At 32.2% G+C, this 23,967-nt stretch carries 12 protein-coding genes; 9 read left to right on the top strand and 3 right to left on the bottom strand.

The window, feature by feature from the left end; translation table 11 throughout:
- The first annotated feature begins 200 nt into the window (after positions 1-200).
- Positions 201-1,631, top strand: coding sequence for a hypothetical protein (locus Q0945_RS09325; protein ID WP_299433872.1), 1,431 nt, complete (start codon positions 201-203; stop codon positions 1,629-1,631).
- Positions 1,632-2,035: 404 nt separating this feature from the next.
- Here the strand turns inward: Q0945_RS09325 and Q0945_RS09330 are convergent, their stop codons facing one another.
- The 3 genes from Q0945_RS09330 to Q0945_RS09340 all read right to left on the bottom strand — a co-directional run bounded on the left by Q0945_RS09330 (position 2,036) and on the right by Q0945_RS09340 (position 9,521).
- Positions 2,036-6,298 carry a hybrid sensor histidine kinase/response regulator transcription factor gene (locus Q0945_RS09330; RefSeq protein WP_299433874.1) on the bottom strand — a complete coding sequence of 1,421 codons (4,263 nt, stop codon included), beginning with the start codon at positions 6,296-6,298 and terminating at the stop codon, positions 2,036-2,038.
- 224 nt (positions 6,299-6,522) lie between these two features.
- Positions 6,523-7,569 (bottom strand): GntR family transcriptional regulator, encoded by a 1,047-nt coding sequence (locus Q0945_RS09335; protein WP_299433876.1) that lies wholly within the window; start codon positions 7,567-7,569, stop codon positions 6,523-6,525.
- Between the two features lie 419 nt (positions 7,570-7,988).
- Entirely contained in the window at positions 7,989-9,521 is a 1,533-nt protein-coding gene (locus tag Q0945_RS09340; protein ID WP_299433878.1) for a sulfatase, read from the bottom strand.
- Positions 9,522-10,019: 498 nt separating this feature from the next.
- Here Q0945_RS09340 and Q0945_RS09345 point away from each other — a divergent pair, with 498 nt between their 5' ends.
- The 8 genes from Q0945_RS09345 to Q0945_RS09380 all read left to right on the top strand — a co-directional run bounded on the left by Q0945_RS09345 (position 10,020) and on the right by Q0945_RS09380 (position 23,955).
- A complete protein-coding gene (locus tag Q0945_RS09345) occupies positions 10,020-12,851 on the top strand; it encodes an alpha-L-rhamnosidase (protein WP_299433880.1) in 2,832 nt (943 codons plus the stop codon).
- 23 nt (positions 12,852-12,874) lie between these two features.
- A complete protein-coding gene (locus Q0945_RS09350; RefSeq protein WP_299433882.1) occupies positions 12,875-14,575 on the top strand; it encodes a PQQ-dependent sugar dehydrogenase in 1,701 nt (566 codons plus the stop codon).
- A 74-nt stretch (positions 14,576-14,649) separates the two neighbouring features.
- Positions 14,650-15,687 (top strand): L-rhamnose/proton symporter RhaT, encoded by a 1,038-nt coding sequence (locus tag Q0945_RS09355; RefSeq protein WP_299433884.1) that lies wholly within the window; start codon positions 14,650-14,652, stop codon positions 15,685-15,687.
- A gap of 21 nt (positions 15,688-15,708) precedes the next feature.
- Complete coding sequence (locus Q0945_RS09360; RefSeq protein ID WP_299433886.1) at positions 15,709-16,560, top strand: amidohydrolase family protein; 852 nt, start codon at positions 15,709-15,711, stop codon at positions 16,558-16,560.
- Positions 16,561-16,572: 12 nt separating this feature from the next.
- Positions 16,573-17,418: an SDR family oxidoreductase gene (locus Q0945_RS09365; RefSeq protein WP_299433888.1), complete on the top strand. Its 846-nt coding sequence runs from the start codon at positions 16,573-16,575 to the stop codon at positions 17,416-17,418.
- Positions 17,419-17,441: 23 nt separating this feature from the next.
- Positions 17,442-18,839, top strand: coding sequence for an FAD-binding oxidoreductase (locus Q0945_RS09370; RefSeq protein WP_299433890.1), 1,398 nt, complete (start codon positions 17,442-17,444; stop codon positions 18,837-18,839).
- A gap of 508 nt (positions 18,840-19,347) precedes the next feature.
- Entirely contained in the window at positions 19,348-22,431 is a 3,084-nt protein-coding gene (locus tag Q0945_RS09375) for a TonB-dependent receptor (RefSeq protein WP_299433892.1), read from the top strand.
- Between the two features lie 27 nt (positions 22,432-22,458).
- Positions 22,459-23,955 (top strand): RagB/SusD family nutrient uptake outer membrane protein, encoded by a 1,497-nt coding sequence (locus Q0945_RS09380; protein ID WP_299433894.1) that lies wholly within the window; start codon positions 22,459-22,461, stop codon positions 23,953-23,955.
- Positions 23,956-23,967: the final 12 nt, after the last annotated feature.

The raw sequence follows: 23,967 nt of genomic DNA on the forward strand, positions 1-23,967 counted from the left end.
TTTTTATATTCCACTTGCTATTTTATGTACCAGAAAGTAGAACTACACCCTATAATCTCAACGACAAAAAATGATAGTATAAACATATGTATATTAAAGTTTTTTCTGTCAAAATGACAACTTATCATCTGAATATCAACAATTCTATGACATTTATAAAGATTTGTTAAAATGGTTAGGTTTTTGCTGGTTATAATTCTATGAAAATTAGTGAAAGGTATAATTTAAGTAAAACTCAAGCTGAACTCGATTTTATTGATATAGATACATCTGAAGATATGCCATTATTCTTAGACCCGTTTTTTTTAGGGACTAGAACTGATAAATGGTCAATCAATGCATCTAGAACAATTAGAAGTTTTTTTCAAAAAGTAATCGATTTAATAATCTCGAAAAAAGAGAACGAAGCTAAAGCCTTATTCGATTATCTTCACGAGCCTAATTCGACCTGTTTAGGTATGTCTATAGGTAAACCTAGAGGGAGAGGTGTAGGCTTTACTGACACAGACAAAATATATAATAGCCTTTCAAAAAGCAAAGCCATCCAGACTGGACTTGTAAGAGATATAGAAGATAGTACTTTGTTTATAGACAATTTCGGAAAAGATAAACTTTCAGATATGGCTACAAATATTATAACTGGTCATTTAGTAGAATACACAAAGAACCAATGCAATCTGCATGATATTCCATTAACTGAAAATATCCCATCTGGATATTTTTGGGATTCTATAAGTGAAAGCTGGATTACTGAATATTCTGAAATGTTGGTAGTTGAAGGAGAAGTTAAGCTTTTAGTTCCCAAAGGAATTGTTTCTTTTGCAAAATCGTATACCCCCGATAGATATTGCCAGCATTATGTTCTAAATTTTTTGCAAAATGAGCATCTTAGATTAAATACAGCATTGGTTGAAAAAAGAACGAATGGGGAGCGATATGTAACTAAAAAAAGCCTCAAAGAGCAATTACCAAAGGAAATGAAAGAGTTCTTGAGAGATTTTACAATAAAGCATCCAGAACTTTTAGAGCGATTTAAAAATGAAACAAAAATAGAATCTCTTAACAATCTAGAATTTTCAGAATTTAACGTAAATAAATTAATAGATTCATTAACTAATCGTTTATTAGAAATAAATTCTGGTAGGGATACTGCTGACGATTTTCATAATATAATTATTGGAATACTTGAAGTAATATTTTATCCACATTTGTTAAACCCGACTAAAGAATATGCAATTCATCAAGGTAGGAAGAGGGTTGATATAACATTTGACAATGGTGCGAAAGATGGTATTTTTAATAGATTATCAAATAATATGGGCATTCCAAGCTCATACATCTATGTGGAATGTAAAAACTATTCAACAGATGTTGCTAATCCTGAGCTTGACCAATTATCAGGACGATTTTCTGTAAATAATGGGCAAGTCGGGTTCTTAGTATGTCGTTCAATTAATAATATGGAATTATTCATTGAAAGGTGCAGAGATACTTATAAAGATGGTCGTGGGTTGGTCATTCCAATTGTAGATGATGATATTAATGAATTATTAAAAAATTATAACGATTGGGATTACAGCTACACAGAAAAGTTTTTATCGGATAGGATAAGGAAAATAGTAATTAGTTAATTATAGAATTTGATTTAAATAGCCCTCTAATAGAAGATTATGAAAGTAAGGCTAAAGATGAAAACGAATCCTAAAATCAAGTTAGTTAGTAACTAACTTCGAATATTTTGTACCCCATTTGCACCCCAAAACCGTAACTAATTGATAATCAATATAAGTTATTTTCTGTATTGGAAAACAACTCTACTATAGCTTGCAATAACTAAATGTAAATAACTATAAATAAAACAGTTATAATTATTAATGTTTTACTTGCCTTTCTTTTATAAGTTTATATTTTCACTCCTCATTATTTGGTTAGGAACAACAACTAAGATTGCATAAAATATTCTAGCTACATACATCTTTATGTTAAGGCTAACTGTAACAATTTGCGTTGCACATATAACATAACTTAGATATTCTTAAATTTTTTCCTTAAAAGTTTTAATATAATCGCTTGGTGTTTGTCCAAATTGTTTTTTAAAACATGTTCTAAAATACTTAGCGTCTGAAAAACCAACCATAAAAACAACTTCGGTAATAGAATATTGACCAGAGAGAATGAGTGTGGCTGCTCGTTTTATTCGAATAGTTCTTATGAATTCTGAAGTAGATTGCCCTGTAATAGATTTTATTTTGTTATGAAGTGAGGATCTACTCATACCAATATCTAGTGAAAATTTTTCAACCGAGTAATCTGAATTATCAATATTTTTATCAATATATTTAAAAGATTTTTTTAAGAAGTTTTTATCTAGTTTACTAGACAATTCTTTCCAACTGGAAGGTGTAGATTTTGTCTTGAATTTTTCAGCCCATTGTTGTTTTGTTTTTAAAATATTGTTAACCCTAAGTCTTAAAATCTCCATATTAAATGGTTTTAACACAAACTCATCTGCACCAGCTTCTAGACCTTCTTTCTCATTTTCTAACCCTAGTTTTGCTGTAAGTATTATAACTGGGATATGGCTTGTGCTAATATCATTTTTTATTATTTTACACATCTCAACACCATTCATTATAGGCATCATTAAATCTGATATAATGATATCTGGCCCCATTTTTAATGCAATATCTAATCCTTCTTTTCCATTTTTAGCACATATTACTTTGTAATAGCTTTCAAAGTAATTAGATAAATATTCTCTTAAATCGGTATTATCTTCAACTACTAATAATGTTGGTGTTTCTTTACTGTGCACTACCTTTTTTGTAGTTTCTGGAAGTGTTATTAAAGCGCTCTTAAAATCTTTAACTTCATTTTTAACGAAACTAAAATTATATTGTTTTGGCTGGATTTCGAGCATAGAATCATTTTCATATTCCTCTTTAGATATAGGAATTGAAACGGTACAGGTGGTTCCTTTATTTACAACACTATCCATGAAAATATTGCCTTTATGAATTTTAACTAATCGCTTTGTATACGCTAAGCCAAGGCCAGAACCGGTTTGTATACTATTACTTTCTTTTTTAACTTGATAAAACCTTTCAAATACACTTGATAAATCTTCGCTAGCTATTCCAATACCTTCATCTACAACTTTTATGATGGCGCAAACTTTACCATTAATAATTTCTTTATCTAAAATTAAATCAATGCTTTTATCAGGAGGTGTAAACTTAAAAGCATTCGATAATAAATTATAAACAACTTTTTCAATTTTATCATTGTCAAACCAACCCATTATTGATTTTTCACTAGTTTGAAACTTGAAATTTACTTGTCTTTCAGCCGCAATTTCCTCAAATGCATTATAAATTTCGGTTAAAAAACTTACAAAATCGCCTTCTTCTACTATCAAATTTACATTGCCAGATTCTGCACTTCTGAAGTCTAATAATTGATTAATTAACTTTAATAAACGTGTTGAATTTTTATACATTATAGCATTTAAACGCTGTAAATATTTAGCATCATTACTTCCCTCCATAATTTGCTGTAGAGGTCCAATTATAAGTGTTAATGGTGTTCTTAATTCATGAGATATATTTGTGAAAAATCTTAATTTCATTTGATTTATCTCTTCTGATTTTTCATGTAAAGCACTTTCTAATTTTATTTGATTTTTTAATTTTATTTGATTCCATCTTACTTTATTTACAATAAAAGCAATTATTCCTAATAGCAAAATAAAAAATATAATTGCTCCTGTTGTTAGGTACCAAGGTGGTGTAATTGTTATCATTATTACCTTTGGAACATCACTCCAAACCGAAGAGCTATTAGAGCCATATACTTTAAAAACGTAATCTCCTGGCGGCACGTTGGTATACGATGCAAATTTACGATCTTGACCTATAGTTTTATGAGTTTTTTCTTCAAACCCTTCTAGGACAAACTTGTACTTGTTTTTTTTAGGGTTTGAAAAATGCATACTTGAAAATTCAAATTCAAAAGAATTTAAATGATATGGAAGTACAATTTTTTTGGTAGCATTTATACCTTCAGTTAATATAACTCTACCATTTATTTTTTCATTAACCTTAATAGGTTCATTAAATAGTTTAAAATTTGTAAGTGTTACTTGTGGTTTTTGAGTATTAACTGTAAAATTATTGGGATGAAAAAAAGTAAACCCACCTACTCCTCCAGATAACATCATCCCTGACGATGTAAATTCCATAGCATTATCTGCAAACTGATTGACATTAAAGCCATCTTCTTTTTCAAAATATATTATCTTTCCCGTACTAGGGTTTAATTTAGAAACTTGTCTTGTATGAATGCACCAAATATTTCCCTCAAAATCCTCTTTTACTTGAGAAACAACATCATTAGGTAAACCATCTTTAACCGTATAATTAGTAAATTTATAAGCATCTCTATTAGAATAACTTAAACGGTTTAACCCTCCTCCATAAGTTCCAATATAAAAATCCCCATTTTTAGCTTGATGAATATCTACTACATGGTTGCTACTTAAAGTATTTTTATCTTCAGGGTTACTGTAAAATTTTTCAAAAGTTACTTCACCAGTTGAGGAACGATTTAATTTATTTAACCCATTAACCGTAGCTACCCATATAACTCCTTGGTTGTCTTCTATAATATCTCTAATATTATTACTAGATAAACTTGTAGAATCTTTACTAGACGCATTATAATTAACCGTATAATAAGAGTTGGTTTGCTTATTAAAACTTATTTTTATTAAACCCTTTTCCCATGAACCAATCCAAATATTTCCTTTTCGGTCTTCTTCTATAGCAAAAACCTGAGTATCAATTATATCTCCTAAATTATCTTTTACATCATCAATTTCATTAATCTTGTAAGTTCCGTATTTATCACTATAATCTATTTTAAACAATCCGTTTAAAGCCCCTACCCATATTGCCCCTTCACTATCACTAATTAAACGCTTTACTTCTGGGAATAATGTGGCTTTATCTGTTTTTATGCCGCTAATGGAATCTAAGTAAATTATAGGTGAACCAGATATATTGGGTACATTATTTTTAAACACGTCTTTATCTAAAGCAGCAATAACCCCATTCTGTGTTCCAAACCAAAAATTCCCTTTTTTGTCTTCACACAAAGTAACTATTTGAGATTTGAACAACTGTGATGAATATTTATTATCTAAATACTCGGTTGAATTGTAAAAAGAATGACTCTCTAAATCCATTTTAAACAGACCGTTGGTTAAAGCACATAACCACAAAACATTAGAGTTATCAATAAAAATTTTTTGAATATCTTGATTGGCTATTTCATTTTTTAGTTGTTTGTCATTCGATAAATTTTTAATCTCTCCAGACTCAATATTATAGTTTAGTAGCAGCCTATTTCCTGCAATCCAGATTCTACCTTCTTTATCTCCGGACATATTAATAAGGCGCTGTTCTTTTAATTGGCTACGGACTATACTTTTCTTAAGTTTTATTGTTTTAGATTCAACAACTTCTAAATCAGCATTTAATTTTACATTTAACAACTCAAGCGCATCATTTATTATCCATAAAGTGTTTTTTGGATATTCTAAAATGTCAAGTACGGCACTTTTACTATCAAACAACGCATCTGTGTAACCTGTAGCCTTAATAGACAATTTTGGAGTTGTACCATCTCTTATAATATCAATTTGATGTAGTTTAGAAGTCTTAGAGGGTGTTAACAACCAAAATTTACCATTTGCAGAAGGCTTAATATTTTCAATGTCTAATTTAAACCCTTCATATTTATTTAAAAAAAACTCATATTTTAATTTTCCTTGATCATCAATTTCAAAAAACTTTATACCGTCTAAAGAATTAATAAAGAAAATGCCCGATTCCGTCTGGTATATGTTATTTCTACTTGTAAAATCAAGGGTATCACCTGCCTCAAAATAAGTATCAATTTTTCCTGTGTCAGGGTTTATTCTATTAAGTCCAGATATGGTTCCTACCCAAATATAACCATCTTTGTCTTCAAACAATTTAAATATAACACTACTGCTTAACCCTTTATCACTTACTCCATAATTATATTGCTCCATGGAGTAGCCATCATATTTATTTACCCCATTTAAAGTGGCAAACCATAAGTAACCATTCTTGTCTTGAATAATACTAGTAACTCTATTATGAGATAAACCTTGGTCCCCTCCTATTTGATGTAATCGCCATTGCGAAAACATAGTAGTATAAATAAGCAGAAAAAAAACTGCTAAATAAAGTCTTCTTGTATTTAATATCATTTATAATAAAACCTTTGCTAAATATAAGTATAAACAATTTTTAAATAACCTTGCAAAAAAACAATATATATAGGATGATTTTAATTAAAAAATATTGATTATACTTATATATTCATATTGACTACAGTGCAATGTTAAAAAACAACTGGTGAAACAAAACCAATACACCCATTTAAGAATCAATTCTTAAGTTTTATAGTATATTAAACTCTATATTAACTACTTTATGCAGACGCTCTATGAATAAAATTAAAAGGCACCTTATACTTTCCTTTTTCCTTGTTTAGAATCATTTTAGCAGCCATATCTCCCATAATATTGAAATCTGTAGATACTACCGAAATTCCAAAAAGATTTTTCAGAGGCGTATCGTTGTAAGAAATAACACCAATATCTTCTCCAAGTTTAAATTCTTTCTCTCTTGCTTGTTCTACAAAAGTTACCAATTCCGACTCTTCAATAATAATGAATAAATCTCCTTTATTGATGGCCATATCATCAGACACTTTATCTATTACTTCAAAATCAAACTTATACGTATCACAAAATTTTCCAAAACCATGAAAAATTCTTCTAGGATATGGATAAATTGATTCTTGAGGATATACCAATATTATTTTTTTGTATTTACTTAATATATGAAGTCCTTCTGATAATGCGCCATAAATATCTTTCTCGAAATCTTGATACACCGTTATAATCTGATTTTGATTTGCTTCTAAAGCATTATCCATTAAAATAAGTTTATTTTCTGGCATCTTCTTTAAAGCTTGAGAAACTTTTGGGGTCATACTAGTATGCTCCAAACTTTCCGTTTTAAAGTGCGGCATAATAACATAATAATCATAAGATAACTTGTGTTTGTCTAGCAGGTTTAAAAAAAGTTTTTCATCGCTATTGTAAATATGAAGATCTGTAACTGCATTTTCTCCAATAGAATCTGCAAATGCATTATAAATTTTCATTTTGTAAGCACTTAACTTATTAATTAAAAACAAAATATTAACCTTAGATATAAGTTCTGTTCTAGCTATATAAAACCCTTTACCTCTTATAGAAGAAATAATATTCCGTTTTTTTAAAATGTTGTACGCCTTTTCAACGGTATCACGAGACACAAATAAATTTTCACTAAAACTATTGATTGAAGGGATTTTCTGGTCTATTACTAAATTTCCAACGGAAATATTATGAATTATAGATTTAACAATCTGCTCATATTTAGATTCTCTTGAATATTCATCAATTTTAATAAGTTCTGTTATTTCCATGTTAGTAAAATTTAAAAAGTTAGAGTATGTAGAATATATAAATGGGTAATGGATACGCATTCAAAAAAAAAAGGATACTGCAATATTATAATAACACTGTTCTTTCTTTAAGGAGATATGTTTAAGAAAGGGGGGTAAACGCATGTATTTAAAGGGGTATATGTTTTTAATACAGGGGTAAATGTATATACAGTGTACCCTTTGTAATCAAAAAAATAAGTTTTATGGTAATTCCTTTTGAAGGTTTTTTTACCTTTTAATGGTATATTTTGAAGGATAATTTACCTCTTTTACCCATCCATAGTAATTAAAAGTAAACTACCTCGGGGCAAGCCCACGAGGCATTAGAAGGAAAATTAGCATTGATTTTGACGCAAGCGTCGGAGCATTTAAATCTCGATAATCGAGTAAAAGACTATTTAATTAAGATCTATCTTACTCATGCCTCTATAGCCTCCAGCTTGCACACCAATAGTTTCAGGAGCAAATTTAGAGGGGTCAAATGTCTTATTAGGAATAGGTATTACGGCATTAGACTCAGCTATACGGTTTTCAATTATTTTATCCAGTTCAATTATTATTTCAGGGTAAAGCTTTGAAAGATCGTTATGTTCTCCAATATCCCATTTTAAGTTATAAAGTCGATAATCATGCGTAAAATCTTTCCCTAAGTGAAAAATTCGAATTAATTTCCAATCTCCCGAACGAACCGAAATTGAAGCTGGCAACCAGTCTGGAACCTTAGGCTGATGCGGAAAAAATGTAATAATTGCATCTCTTTCAATGGTTTCTCCTTTTAACGTTGGTGATATATCCATGCCGTCAATAATATGATCTTCTGGTAGTGGTATATTTGCTAAATTTAAAAGAGTTGGATAAAAGTCTGTAGATTGTATTATTTGGTCTGATCTTGTCTTAGGTGTTGTTATACCTGGACAAGAAATAATAGTTGGCACTCTAATACCGCCTTCATACATAGTTGCTTTTCCTCCTCGTAAGGGTCTATTACTTGTAGGTGGAGTAATATACTTTTCTCCAGAAGGCAAGACATCGGTGATACCGTTATACATATTACCTCCATTATCACTTGTAAAAACAATAATGGTGTTTTTTGCAATGTCTAACCTATCAATTTCATCTAACAGCTTGCCTACAGCTTGATCCAAAGAATGTACCATAGCTGCGTATGTAGAAGAATGTTGCAAATCTGTAAGGTCTACTTTAGAACTGTAATATTTTTTTAGAGTTTCCTTAGCGTTAAAAGGAGCATGTACAGAAAATTGCCAGTAATTCATAAAAAAAGGTTTAGACTTATCTACATTTCTTAGCCAAGAAACAGCTTCGTCTGCCATTCTATCTTCTATATGTTCTTTGCCATATTTTTCGTTAAAATTAGGGTATTTCCAAGGTGCCACAAAACTTCCCGCAGGACCTGGTCCTGGCCAATGAGGGACGTCAATATCAAAACCGTGTTGTAAAGGAGAATAAGGGTCGCTCCCTAAATGCCACTTTCCAAAATGTGCCGTAGAATAGCCTGCTTTTTTAAATTGTTTTACTAAAGTTGGTAGTGTATTGTCTAAACGAGATACCGAAACACAATTCACAGCTTTGTTCTCGCTATTTGGGTTTTCTTCAAGCGATGCTTTAAGTAAAACTTTTTTAAGATGTGCTGTTGGTGCCGTAATCCCTGTTCGCAAAGGTGTTTGTCCCGTAAGAATACTAGATCTAGTAGGAGAACACAAAGGGCTTGCAGCGTAAGCATTTGTATATGTTATACCTCGCGCTGCTAATCGTTCTAAATTTGGCGTCTCATAGAGCTTGGTTTTTCCATACAATGTTACATCACTCCAACCTAAATCATCAGCCAAAATAAATACAACATTTGGCTTGTTTTGTGCAGATGCATTTACAATTAAGACCAAAGTAAAGAGTAAAAAAACTAGTTTTTTCATTATACCATTTTAAAATTCACATTTAATTTTATTGATTTATGTTCTCCTAAAGCTGAATTTTAGATTACTGATTGACTTTTTTATTAATGCAAATAATCGTAACAATATTAACACTAAACAAGTAAAAAAGCATCCTGTTGCTTCTGCGATAAGAACCTAGGTACAGTTTTTAATAATTAGGTAAGTAACTAAACCTAAAATCTTTAGAATCTATTTGTTACTAACGTAGAAACTAAAGTTGTTTACAACAATATTTTTTTTAAAAAACTAGTTGAGTTTGTTTTGGAGAAACATCTCATTCATTATTAATTGTGTTGTAATTTATTGGTTTTTTCAAAAATTTTAACACCTATTTTTCTTTATTAGACTATTAAAAAGCATCTGTTTATAGTAACTATCGACAGAAACGACAGGATGCAAAAATCTATTTTTAGCAATAAGTTTGCTAAGCTAGAATTCTATTTTAGTGACGCTTTAGTGTTCAATAAAAAAACGCAAATGAAAAAAATAGCACTCATAATTCTGTCTATAATCTTATTTCAAGCTTGTTCAAAAAAAGTAGAAAATAACATCTCTATTAACAAGGTTACTGTTAATTATTTTGAAAGTCCATTAGGTATTGATGATCCAAATCCTAGTATTAGTTGGACAATGACATCAAACAAAAAAAACAAAACACAAACTGCTTATCAAATTAAAGTAGCAGGCTTAAAGGAGTCTTTAAATACTGATGATAACATACTCTGGGATACAGGTAAATTAATGTCTAACCAAAATTCACAAGTACGTTATGCAGGTCAAGAATTGCAATCTAGACAACACTGTTATTTTAAAATTAGAGTATGGGATGAAAATGATGTTGCTTCGGCTTGGAGCAAAGTAAACTTATGGACCATGGGTTTACTAAATAAGTCTGACTGGAAAGCAAAATGGATAGGTTATAAAACAACAGATAAAAACAAAAAAGATACTTTACATTTACCTCCTCCTCCTTATTTAAGAAAATCATTTAACGCAAAGCCCAACATCAAAAAAGCAACACTATATGTAACTGCACTTGGTGCTTTTGAAATGTCTCTGAATGGTAAAAAAATAGGTAAAGATTTATTAACCCCTGGTTGGAGCGATTATAACAAACGTATTTATTATAAAACTTACAACGTAACACCATATTTAAATGTAGGCGATAATGCAATTGGTGCTATACTGGGAGATGCCTGGTATGCTGGTTATGTTGGCCCAAAAGTATTATCTAAACCAAGAAATAGAGAGTTGTATGGCTTGCACCCTGGGTTACTATCTCAACTAGAAATTGAATATGACAACGGCGACAAAGATATTATAGCTTCAGATGAAAGCTGGAAAGCTAATGAAGGGCCTTTTATTTATGCCGATTTACTTATGGGCGTAGCTTATAACGCCAATTTAGAACTTCCAAATTGGAATACTACCAATTATGATGACAAGGATTGGAATCCTGTGTTTATCCATAAAGGTACAGAAGGTGCCATTCAGGCATATCCAGGGAATAGCATACAGGTATATGACGAAATTGAACCTATTGAAATTACAGAACCAAAAAAAGATACATACATTTTTAACTTAGGGCAAAACTTTGCAGGACACGCAAGACTACAAGTTACTGGTAATAAAAACGACACCATTGTTATTCGTTTTGGAGAAAGATTACATGACGATGGTAAACTAATGACTGAAAACTTAAGATTTGCAAGAGCTACAGACACGTATATTTTAAAAGGTGAAGGCACAGAAATTTGGGAACCTAAGTTTACGTACCACGGTTTTCAATATGTTGAGGTTACGGGTCTTAAAACAAAACCTAGTAATAAAACTATAACCGGTATACCATTTGGATCCTCAATTCCTTTTGAAAGTTCATTCACTTCTTCTGATGAAGTTTTAAATAAAATGTATGAAAATGTACTATGGACTCAACATTCTAACTTCATGGAAGTGCCTACAGATAGTCCGCAACGCGACGAACGCTTAGGATGGTTAGGAGACGTACAGATTTTTTCTAGGTCTGCACTTTATAATGCTAATATAGGTGCGTTTAATACAAAATGGTTTGCAGATGTTCGTGATGCGCAGTATGATAGTGGCCCTTATGCTGTTTTTGCTCCTAGACCCTACCCTAAATTAGTTTGGTATTCTCCAGGTTGGATGGAAGCAGGTGTAATGGTACCTTACAACACCTATAAATTTTATAATGACACAAAAGTTATTAAAAGTCATTATGAATCAATGACGCGATTTATGAATTACCATATTGAGAAAAGTAAAGTTCACAAATTTTATCCAGAAGACTCATGGCAAGAAGCAAGACCTGAAGGTGGCTTTGGAGATTGGTTATCTATGACTGATAAACATCTTTCTCATGATATCTTAGCCTCTATGCATTATCAATATGCGTTAAAGATTATGTCCGAAATGAGTGGTGCTATTGGTAAACAAGAAAAAGCAAACTATTATGAAGCACTATATAACGAATCGGTTAGTGCATTTATTAACCATTATATGGATGAAGATGGAAAATTTCAAATAGACGAAGCTATTTACGGAGAAGGAAAAGGCTATTTTGAAGGAGAAAAAGGCTTTACAGGACACACACAATCTGCATATGCAACAGCTATATATTTTGATTTATTACCACCTGAACTAAAAGAAAAAGCTGGAAAACATCTTGTGGATTTACTAGCTGAAAACAATAATTTACCATCTTCGGGCATTTTAGGGATTAGACAATTATTACCAGCGCTATCCTCCATTGGACGTTCTGATTTAGCTTACGAAATCTTATTAAAAAAGGATTATCCAAGTTGGGGTTTCCATATAAAAAACGGCGCTACAACAATTTGGGAACGTTGGAATAGTTACACCCCAGAAGATGGTTTTAATGGAGAAATGAATGCAAAAATGAACTCTTTTAACCACTACGCATTCGGTGCATTTTCTCAGTTCCTTTTTAGCGATATAGCAGGTATTACTACAAAAGATGCTGGTTTTAACAACATAAAGATAAAACCAAAACTAGGTAATCTGGCATTGACTAATGCTAACGCAAAATACGCTTCTATTAATGGGGATATTGCTTCTTCTTGGTCAATTGACGGTTCCAATTTTAAATTAGAAGTAGAAATACCTGTAAATACTAAAGCTTCTGTATATATACCATCTAAAGAAGGAGGTGTTATATCTGAATCTGGTAGTGAAATTGATTCAAAATTCATAAAATTCCTAAAACAAGAAGATGGTTACAAGGTATATAAAGTAGGATCTGGAAGCTACAAGTTTACATCTGAATTATAATATCTAATAGCTTTAACAGCATTATGACTTTGTTTAAAACAAAATTCTTCTACATTTTAGTACTAGCAGTAGTGCTTTGCAACTGTAAATCAGAGCAAAAACATGAATTTGGGAGTACAATAAGTATTAATACTGAGGATATACAAAACGGGAAACTCATTTTTGAGCAAAAATGTAGTCCCTGCCATAACTTTAAACAAGACGCAATAGGCCCCAACCTTAGTGGAATTACAAAAGAAGTTAATGCCAAATGGATAAAAGAATTTATTAAGAATCCATTTAAAATGGTGTCAAAAAATGATGCTCGCGCAAAAGTATTGAAACAAAAGTATAAAATATACATGCCTGGGTTTCCAGACTTTTCTGAAAAAGAATATGAAGAACTTTTAAGTTATATGAATTCGTACACAGAAAAAGCAGTATCAAATCTTAATAATTTAAAGAATTCTATGGATAACCCAATTATAGATACTCTTATTTATTCAGACACAAAAGCCAATATAGAATTTGTTGCTCAAGTACCTGCTTCAGGAAAAAACCCTTCTTTAGCCCGAATAAATAAGTTAGAATGTACTCGTAATTCCGGACGATTATTTATAAATGATTTAAGAGGAATGCTTTATGAAATAAAAGATAGCCAACCAAAACTATATATGAGAATATCCGAATATCATGATAATTTTATACATGAACCAGGATTAGGAACTGGGTTTGGAAGTTTTGCATTTCATCCAGACTTTGAAAAAAACGGACTTTTTTATACGTCTCATTCTGAGAAACCAGAAATAAATAAAGCCGATTTCCCCCTCCCAGACAGTATTCCTACAAAACTGCAATGGGTTGTTAAAGAGTGGAGAAGTGAAGATACAAAAAGCCCAAATTTCAAAGGCTCAATTAGAGAGATTTTACGTATTGATTTTGTAACTATAATGCACGGCATTCAAGAAATTGCATTTAACCCATATAGCTCTAAAAATGACCCCGACTACGGAATGTTATATATTGGAGTTGGAGATGGAGGTGCTGTAGTACAAGGGTTTCCAAAAATAGCCTTGCATGGAGGGGCTCAAGTTTGGGGAACAATTTTAAGAATAAACCCTAAGGCTAATACTAGTGAAAATGGCAACTATGGAATTCCTACAGATAATCCATTTATAAACACAAAAAATAAAAAAGGAGAAATTTGGGCTTCTGGTTTACGAAACCCAAATAGAATTAGCTGGAATGCAAAAGGACAAATGTTTGCAAGCGATATTGGTCACAAGGTAACAGAAGAAGTAAACCTTATAGAACCAGGTAAGTTTTATGGCTGGCCTATTAGAGAAGGTAAATTCGTAGTTGATCCTTTTGGAAACCAAAGTTTGGCATATCCATTACCAAAAAATGACGTCGATTATGCAGTTACATATCCCGTAATTCAATATGACCATGATGATGGCACTGCCATTAGCGGAGGTTTCTTTTCTAATAGAGCACCCTTTAAGGGTAAATACATTTTTGGAGATATTCCTGAGGGCATTGTATATATAGCAGACCTCTCAAAAACCAACTCTGACCAAAGGAACATTAAAAAGTTACATCTAGTTTATAAAGGAAAGCAAACAGATTTTGGACAACTAACAAAAAAAACTCGTATAGACCTTAGATTAGGTCAGGATTGCGATGGAAACATATATATGTTTACTAAAGCAGATGGTAAAATATATAAAATAAAGAGTGAGTAGTTTCTATTTCTAGACTCGTACTTAAAAACTATTTTATAAGATAGTAGAATTTATAATAAACTAAGTATAGGGATATGGCATTTTTAGGAGGTATATTACTTGTAGCATTGGGTGGGGTTTTAGAAGGTCTTTTTTCAATACCCGTTACCAAAGTAAAAACATGGGAGTTTGAAAATATATGGGGTGTTGGGTCGCTTCTTGCACTTTTATTATTACCCTGGCCTTTATCCTATTTTTTCGTGGACAATTTATGGCAATTATACACGTCTATACCAAGTTCTGTTTTAATAGGTGTTGTATTATGTGGTTTTGCTTGGGGATTAGGTGGTATATATTGGGGACGCGCAATTGCAAACTTGGGAATGGCTTTGGGGGTTTCTATACTAATGGGACTCATTAATGTTTTCGGTTCAATAGTACCTTTGTCTGTTTTTGAACCAAACAAACTATTTACTCTAGGAGGCTATGTATTAATATTAGCTATTATTATAATGATTGTAGGGATAATTATAATATCAATTGCAGGTAAAAAGAAAGAGCAAGCTTTAGCTATACGAGAAAGTAAAGTAGTTGAAAACAAGAAAACAGGAACATTTCGTTTGGGTTTAATCTTTTGCTTAATCTCGGGTATTCTTTCTTCTGCAGTTAATTTTGCATTTATTATTGGTACTCCAATAACTGAGGAAGCAGTAAACATGCTAGTACCTAATTACGCCACAAGTTTTGCTATTTGGAGCTTAGTTTTCACGGCAAATTTTTCCATCAATACCATTTATGCTTTTTATATGATGTTTAAAAAAGAAAGCCTGAAAAAATTATCTAAAGGACGCTTTTCTAGAGAATGGATAGGGGCTATTTTTATGGGCTTAGCATGGCCTGGAGGCATTATTATATATGGTATTGGCGCAAATGCAATGGGTCCTTATGGAGCCTATGCTGGTTTCCCTATGATGATATTAGCATCCATTATAGCAGGAAATTTAGCAGGTGCTTTAGGTGGCGAATGGAAAAACTCTGGAGTAGCACCTCGCCGAATTATGATAACGGGAATTTTAGTATTGTGTTTAGCGTTCTCTTTACTAGGATATTCTACTTACATGATGAATGTATAACAGTCTTATACGAATAGAAATATGAAAAAGTTATCAATAATTGACGCACACATTCATCTTTGGGATTTAAAACTCTTAGCTTATCCTTGGCTGGATCAATTCCCTAATATAAATAGAACTTTTTCCTTATCAGATTACAATAAGGCTACTACAGAACAATCCATTGAAAAAATGATTTTTGTTCAAGCGGAATGCAAACCTTCACAATTTTTAAAAGAAGTGGAATGGGTTCAAGCACTTTCAGAAAAAGATAAAAGACTTGCTGCTATAATACCTTGGGCGCCTTTACATACAGGAAATGCAGTAGCAGAAGTATTAGAAAAATTTAAACAAAACCCCAAAATAAAAGGAGTTAGACAATTAATTCAACCGCAAGAAGATTTAAATTTTTGTATTGATCACGATTTTGTACAAGGAGTTAGACTTTTGGGCAAAAACAATTTACATTTTGAATTAACCATAGCCCCAAAACATTTTCCTGCCGTTTTAAAACTTATAGAAAAATGTCCGGACACAAAATTTATTTTAAATCATATAGGAAATCCTAACATACTAAAAAAGGAAATACAGCCTTGGAAGGAACACCTAAAAGCATTTGCTAATTCTGGACCGCATTACTGCAAATTTTCAAACTTAGTCTGCAATGCCCATTTAGAACACTGGAGTATAGATGACTTAAGACCTTATTATGAAACAGTTATAGATGTTTTTGGTTCAGAAAAATTAATATGGGGTAGCGATTGGCCTCATGCACTTCGTGCATCCTCTTGGTCAAAATGGTTTAAAACATCAGTTTCTTTAACGGATGATCTTAGCGAAAAGGAGCGTACTAAAATTTTTAAAACAAATGCAATTCGTTTTTATAACATATAAATTAAAACAACTATGAGCAATACATTACATAAAAGCAATCATAAATTTATCCCACAAAGGTTTGCAGGTAAGGTTGCCATTGTTACAGGTGGAGCATCTGGTTTAGGAAGAGCTATTGTCGAAGAATTTTGTAAAGAAGGTGGCAAAGTTCTATTTACAGATATAAGCGATTTGGGCAAAAGAAAACAGGAAAATGATGCAAAAAATAATTATGATACTACATTTTTAATGGGAGACATGGGAGATGAAGCATTTTGCAAAACTACTATAGCTGAAACCATAAAAAAGTATGGGAGAATTGACTATTTAATCAATAATGCTTTTTCTTTTGCCGCAGCAGGTATTAACGCTGAAACTAAAGATTGGATGCGAAGTTTTGAAGTAGGTCCATTAGCCTATGCAAGAATGGCACAAGAGGTTTACTCCTATATGAAAAAATCTGGTGGAGGAGCTATTGTAAATATTTCAAGTATTTCTGCTCATATCGCACAAAAAGACAGATGGACTTACAATGCATCAAAAGGCGCTGTAAATCAACTAACTAAATGCCAGGCTCTAGATTTTGCTCAACATAACATAAGAGTAAACAGCGTAGACCCTGGATGGATATGGACTCACGAAACCGATAAAGCCGCAAATCTAGACGGAGGCGGTAGAGAAAAATGGGATCCCATTTGGGGTCGTTTTCATATGCTAAGGCGCATGGGGCTTGCCATAGAAGTTGCAAGACCTGTACTCTTTTTATTAAGTAATGACGCTTCCTTTATTACTGGCACTAATATAGCTGTAGATGGCGGTTACCTCTCAATAGGGCCAGAAGGCTTAGGTGAAAATACTATAAATGCAGGGTCGCAATAATTCAATAATTCTTTTTTAGAAGTATGATAGAAGAACACATCAAGGAGATTAAAAAAAAGCTTGGAGCTGACAAAGTTCTACTTGGAGAAAAAATTAAGGAAAGATATTCTCATATCTGGGAAATAAACAAGCCTTTGAATGCTAAAGCTGTCGTGTTTCCATCAACAACGCAAGATGTTTCAGATATCTTAACTATTTGTCATGAATACCACCAACCCATCGTAGTACACGGAGGGTTAACAAACCTTACAGGAAGTACAGAAACTAACGTTGACGAATTAGTCATTTGCATGGAAAAAATGAATGCGATTGAAGAGTTCGATTTATCCAGTCGTACAATAACTGTACAATCAGGAGTAATTTTAGAAGTTATACATCAGGAAGTAAAAAAAGAAAATTTATTATTTCCTATGAGTTTTGGTGCTCAAGGCTCAGCTCAAATAGGAGGAGTAATTGCGACAAATGCTGGTGGGCTGCGTGTTTTTAGGTATGGAATGACCAGGAATTTAGTTTTAGGACTAGAAGTTGTTTTAGCTAATGGTACCATTATTTCATCTATGAAAAAAATTCTAAAAGATAATTCTGGTTATGATTTAAAACAATTATTTATTGGTTCTGAAGGTACATTAGGAGTAATAACTAAAGCAGTATTAAGGCTACAGCAAAAGCCTAAAAGTAGAAATAGTGCGTATGTAGCCATGAACAATTTTGAAAATGTAGTATCATTTTTAAAATTTATAGATCAAGGTTTAGCAGGCACTTTAAGTGGTTATGAATTATTATGGGAGCGTAATTATAAAGCTATGACCTCTCCCTCAACAGGTATTGCTAAACCACTACCCTATGGATATAAGTATTATGTACTTATAGAAAGTTTAGGAAGTAATCATAATAAAGATCAACAAAAACTAGAATCGTTATTGGAGGAAGCTTTAATGAATGAGCTTATTTTAGACGCAGCTTTAGCACAATCAATAAAACACATAAAGTTGTTTTGGAGAATTCGGGAAGATGTTGACGTTCTAGTTTCTCAATGTAAAAACGTTCAAAACTTTGACGTAAGTCTCCCGGTTTCAGAAATAGGTGCTTATGTTGACGACGTTTTTAATACTTTAAATACTATTCCCCAAGTAGAAAACTTTTTTGCACATGGCCATGTAGCCGATGGTAATATTCATTTTTTAATAAGTAAAAACGAGAACACTACAGAGCTTATTAATAAGATAAATAATATTATATATAGGCCATTAACAACTCTTGGTGGTTCTGTCTCTGCAGAGCATGGTATTGGAACCCATAAAAAACCTTACCTAAAACTTTGCCGATCCATAGAAGAAATACAATTAATGCAGTGCTTAAAAACTGCCATGGATTCTAGAGGTATTTTAAATAGAGACAAAGTAATTGATTTTAAGAAGTAAATTACTGAATAACCATATAAAATATTTTATAACAATTAATTATTTGATAAAATTATTGAGGCGTAAATGTATTTATGGAAGTATTGCTAATGTTTTAAAAACTATAAAAAGGCACTAATTTTTAAAAAAATCTGCTTCTTACTAATATTTAATCCTTTTTTATAGGATTTTTTAAAGAAAGATATTTCTTTCAAATATACAGTGTTAAATTTTATATAGAAAGTTAAAAATAATTCAACTTCATTTATATAACTATATGTGTTATACGGAAAATAACAATAGTTAAAAAAAATATTCTTACAAAGAATTTAAATTATTAATAGAAAAAAAATATAAATCCCACAGATTCGGCAGGATGGAATTTTCTTTGAAATAATATAGATTTACATTGATAGTTTGATTTTTGTACTAAGCAAATCAACTAAATCCAATCAACTAAGTTCAACTAACTAAATTTAATTAAATGATGAAAAAACAACTTAAAAAAATTCACAAAAAAGTACTGTATATGTGCTTTATTTTAATATCTCTTGGAATGTATTCGCAAGAGAATACTATTACAGGTAAAGTAACTTCAGAAGATGGTATGCCACTAGTAGGTGTAAATATTATACAAAAAGGAACAAAAAACGGTCAAGTAGCCGATTTTGATGGTAATTACAAGATAAAATTAGTAACTGGATCAAAAACACTTATTTTCTCTTATTTAGGCTTTACAACTAAAGAGGTTGTCGTAGCGGGTCAATCCACTATTAATGTTATTTTAATAGAAGATGCACAGAGTCTTGATGAGGTTGTTGTGGTTGGGTATGGTACCCAAACTAGAACTGATTTAGTTGGTTCCGTTGGCTCTGTTAAAGGAGAAGACATTGCTAAAATGCCAGTCCCTACGTTTGACATGGCTCTGCAAGGTCGTACCGCAGGATTAAACATTACCAATACATCTAGCGAACCTGGTGGACAAGTTACTATTAGAATTAGAGGTAATAACTCCATATTAGGAAATAATGCACCTTTAATTGTTATAGACGGTTATCCAATGCCTACAGGGAATGAGGCTAGTACCGCAGGAGCAGGAGAGGGCAACCAAACCTCATCTAACCTTTTAAGTTTCCTAAACCCTGCGGAAATAGAATCTGTTGAGATTCTTAAAGATGCGTCATCAACTGCTATTTATGGTTCTCGTGGTGCAAATGGAGTAATAATTGTTACTACAAAAAAAGGAAATTACGAGCAGGCTACTCAAATTAATTTAACAGCAGAAACTGGGTTTAGTGATATTAAAGATTTTCCTGAAGTTTTAGATGGACCAACGTATGCTAAATGGAGAAATGAAGTAGCTGTTATAAACAATAGACCTCTACTTTTTGATGGGGTTGATAGACCCTTGCCTGAAAACGCATCGACAACAGATTGGTTAGGTAGAATTTTGAGAACAGGTATTACTAACAGATACCAGCTTACTGCATCTGGAGGGGGAAATAAGTCTAGATATTTCTTATCAGCTAATTACTTAAAAAATGAAGGTATTGTAAAATTCACAGATTTCTCTAGAGCAAATATCAGGCTAAATGTGGATAATGAGCTTACAAAGCGCTTAAGCACCAATACATCTGTAAATTATGTACGCTCACAAAATAATAGATCAGGAGAAGGATCTGGTTCTATTATAAACTCAGGATCTGTTTTTTCAGCTTACAAGAACGCTCCAACGGCAACGCCTGATGACCCTATAGATGAAGGTGATGGTACTTCTAATTTTTTTACAGATCCTTTGGTAGAATTAAGGGACACTCGTAATGAAACCTATAACGAAAATTTAATCTTAAGCATCTTAACAAGATATAAAATATCAGAGAATTTAACCTTTAACCTTTCAACAGGTACAAATAGCTCAAATAGTAGAAGAGAAGTTTATTTTCCAAAAACAACTAGACAAGGTAGATTACGTAATTCTAGGGCTGTTTATAACGTTAGTAGCAATCGTAATTATTTGGTTGAATCGTATTTATCCTACAACAAGGCATTTGAGAAAAGTAATTTGGATTTAACCGGAGGGTATTCTTATCAAATTGATAATACACGTCGTTTAAATACTATCGTAGATGATTTTCCAGTTGATAACTTAGAGACAGATAATGTTGGACTAGGATTAAACCCTATAATACCCACAAGTTCTAGGATCGAAAGAATTTTATCTTCTTACTACGCTAGATTTAACTATAACTACGATAAAAAATATTACTTATCACTAACAGCTCGTGCAGATGGCTCCAGCGTTTTTGCTGAAAATAAAAAATGGGGGTACTTCCCTTCTATAGGTCTAGGGTGGACTGTATCAAATGAAAATTTTCTAAAAGAATCAGAAACATTGAGTAACTTAAAGCTTAGAGCAAGTTATGGTATTACAGGTTCTCAATCTATAGCCCCATTGCGTTCTTTAACCCTTTTGGGTACTGCAAATGCTGTATATGGAGATAATCTATTTTCTGGTTTAGCACCTGTAAGAATTGGAAACCCAGATTTAGAATGGGAAAAGACAAAGCAGTTTAACATTGGATTGGATGCAGGATTTCTAAAAAACAGATTTACTGCTTCTATAGATTATTACAATAAAACAACAGACGATTTATTATTAAATTTCCCACTTCCAAATTCAGCCGGAATTAACTCTCTTACTGCCAATGCTGGTAGTATTGAAAATAAAGGATTTGAAGTTGTATTAGGAGGATATATAATAGATAACAAAGACTTTAAATGGAACACCAATTTTAACTGGAGTAATAATAAAACAACCGTTTTGAGCCTTGGAGATAATGATGCAGATATTTTTGGCCCTGGACCCGCCACAAATATTGTAACAGACCCAACAAACGTTATGCGAGTAGGTGAAGCTTTTGGTGCTTTATATGGGTATAAAGTAATAGGTATACTCCAAGAAAGTGATTTTGATGCTTCTGGTGCAGCAACGGTTCCAATACGTGCAAATCAAGCTCCTGGTCAATATAAATTTCAAGATATAAGTGGACCAAATGGAGTTCCAGATGGTATAATAAGTGGTTTAGATCGAGGAATAATAGGTGACACTAATCCAGATTATATTTTTGGTTGGAACAACGATTTTACATATAAAAATTTAACTTTAAGTTTATTTTTTCAAGGTTCCATTGGAAATGATGTGATGAATCTAAATAACTCTTTTCTAGGTACAGGGAGAATTGTGAATAATGCTTTTGAAGACTGGTATGTAAACCGATGGACACCAGAAAACCCTACAAATGATACTCGATATCCTAATTACACTGGAGGCAATGGAGGTTTTTTTGCACCAAACTCTGCTACTATAGAAGATGCATCATACGTAAGGTTAAAAAATGTAAGTATTGGTTATAATATTCCTGTAGCTAAAATTAAAGAAATATCATCTGCAAGGATTTATGTAACAGGAACCAACCTACTAACCTTTACAGACTATTCAGGCTTTGACCCAGAGGTTAATATTCGTGGTGGTAATAATCTTTCCCAAGGTATAGATTTTGCTTCTTATCCAAGAGCTCAAACTTTTACTTTAGGTATAAATATTGGTTTCTAATAATGGTTTAATTTAAATAAAATACTAATGAAAAAATTAAAATATATAATTCTGCTGATAAGTCTTGCAGCTTGTTCTAATTTAGAAGAAGAAGTGTATTCAGAAATCAGTCCATCAAATTATTATCAAAACGTAGCTGAAGCTGAAGTTGCAGTAACCTCAATTTATAATTCATATAACAGAGCTGTTAGTCTCTATGATTTTGGGTTGTCATCATTAACTGTAGTACCATCACCAAAAATGCAATCTAAAACGTCTTGGAGAAGAAAATGGGCAAACTATACTACGGATGCTACGGATGCTATTTCTTTACCTCGTGTTTGGAGACCATTTTATCAAGGTATATTTAGATCTAATGTCCTTATTGCAGAATTAGAAGGGAGAGAATTTATAAGTGAAGAAGAAACTGCACGAAAAGAAATAATAGCAGAAGCTAAATTTTTAAGATCGTGGTCCTTTTTTAATCTAGTGCAACTTTTTGGTGCTGTTCCAATGCCATTAAAGCCAGCTATTAAAGCTGAAGAAGCTCAACTTCCTAGGACACCAATAGCAAATGTATATCAACAAATTATTTTAGATTTACAAGAAGCCGAAACGAACTTGCCTAGCAATAAGAGAAGTGAAACACAACTAGGGCGACCTATTCAGGCTACAGCTAAGTTTTTACTTGCAAAAGTATATTTAACTATGGCAGGCTTACCTTTAGAGGATGCAAGTGCTATGGCATTAGCAAATACTAAAATACAAGAAGTTATAGACTTAGAAGATACCGCACAAGGATATAAATTATTAGAAAGCTATGCAGATGCTATTTGGGTAGAAAATAACGATGAGCGTATATTTGCTATTCAGCAAACACAATCTGTATCAAGTCAAGGTACTGCTTTTGGGCATGTTTGGGGGTCTCGAAATAGACTTAATAACCCAGGTCTTGGTCAACGCCATGGTGGATTTACAAAAGATTTTTATGACTCTTTTGAAGCAACCGATGTACGTAGAGATGTTACTATGGCATACTCCTATGTAGATAGAGATGGCATTACACGTACTTTTGCAGATGGTTACTATCCTGAGCGTGAAGGTATATATCAAAATAAGTATGTAGACCTTGATCAAAATGCAGTTGATGGTGATCCAGATATGATTGTTTATAGATATTCTGACGCGCTACTAATGGCAGCAGAAATTGAGAATAGTTTAAATGGGCCTACAGCTACAGCCTATGGCTATTTAAACAGAGTGAGAACCAGAGCAAATGCAACAGATGCCCCAGCTGGTATGACGCAACAAGAATTTGCCGAATATACATATGAAGAACGCTACAAAGAACTTTCTTTTGAATTTCAAGAAATATATGATATTAGAAGATTAGGTAAAGTAGAAGAAGTTTTATCACAACATCCTGAGAATATAATTTGGGCGCCAACAAATACAGCATATAATCCAAATTTTAATTTGTGGCCTTTACCTGTAGGTGAAGTTAATACCAATCCTGAAATTCTTGAAAATAACCCTGGATGGTAATTTTGTGTTTAG

It is taken from the genome of uncultured Maribacter sp. (assembly GCF_947500405.1).
Taxonomy (GTDB): domain Bacteria; phylum Bacteroidota; class Bacteroidia; order Flavobacteriales; family Flavobacteriaceae; genus Maribacter_B.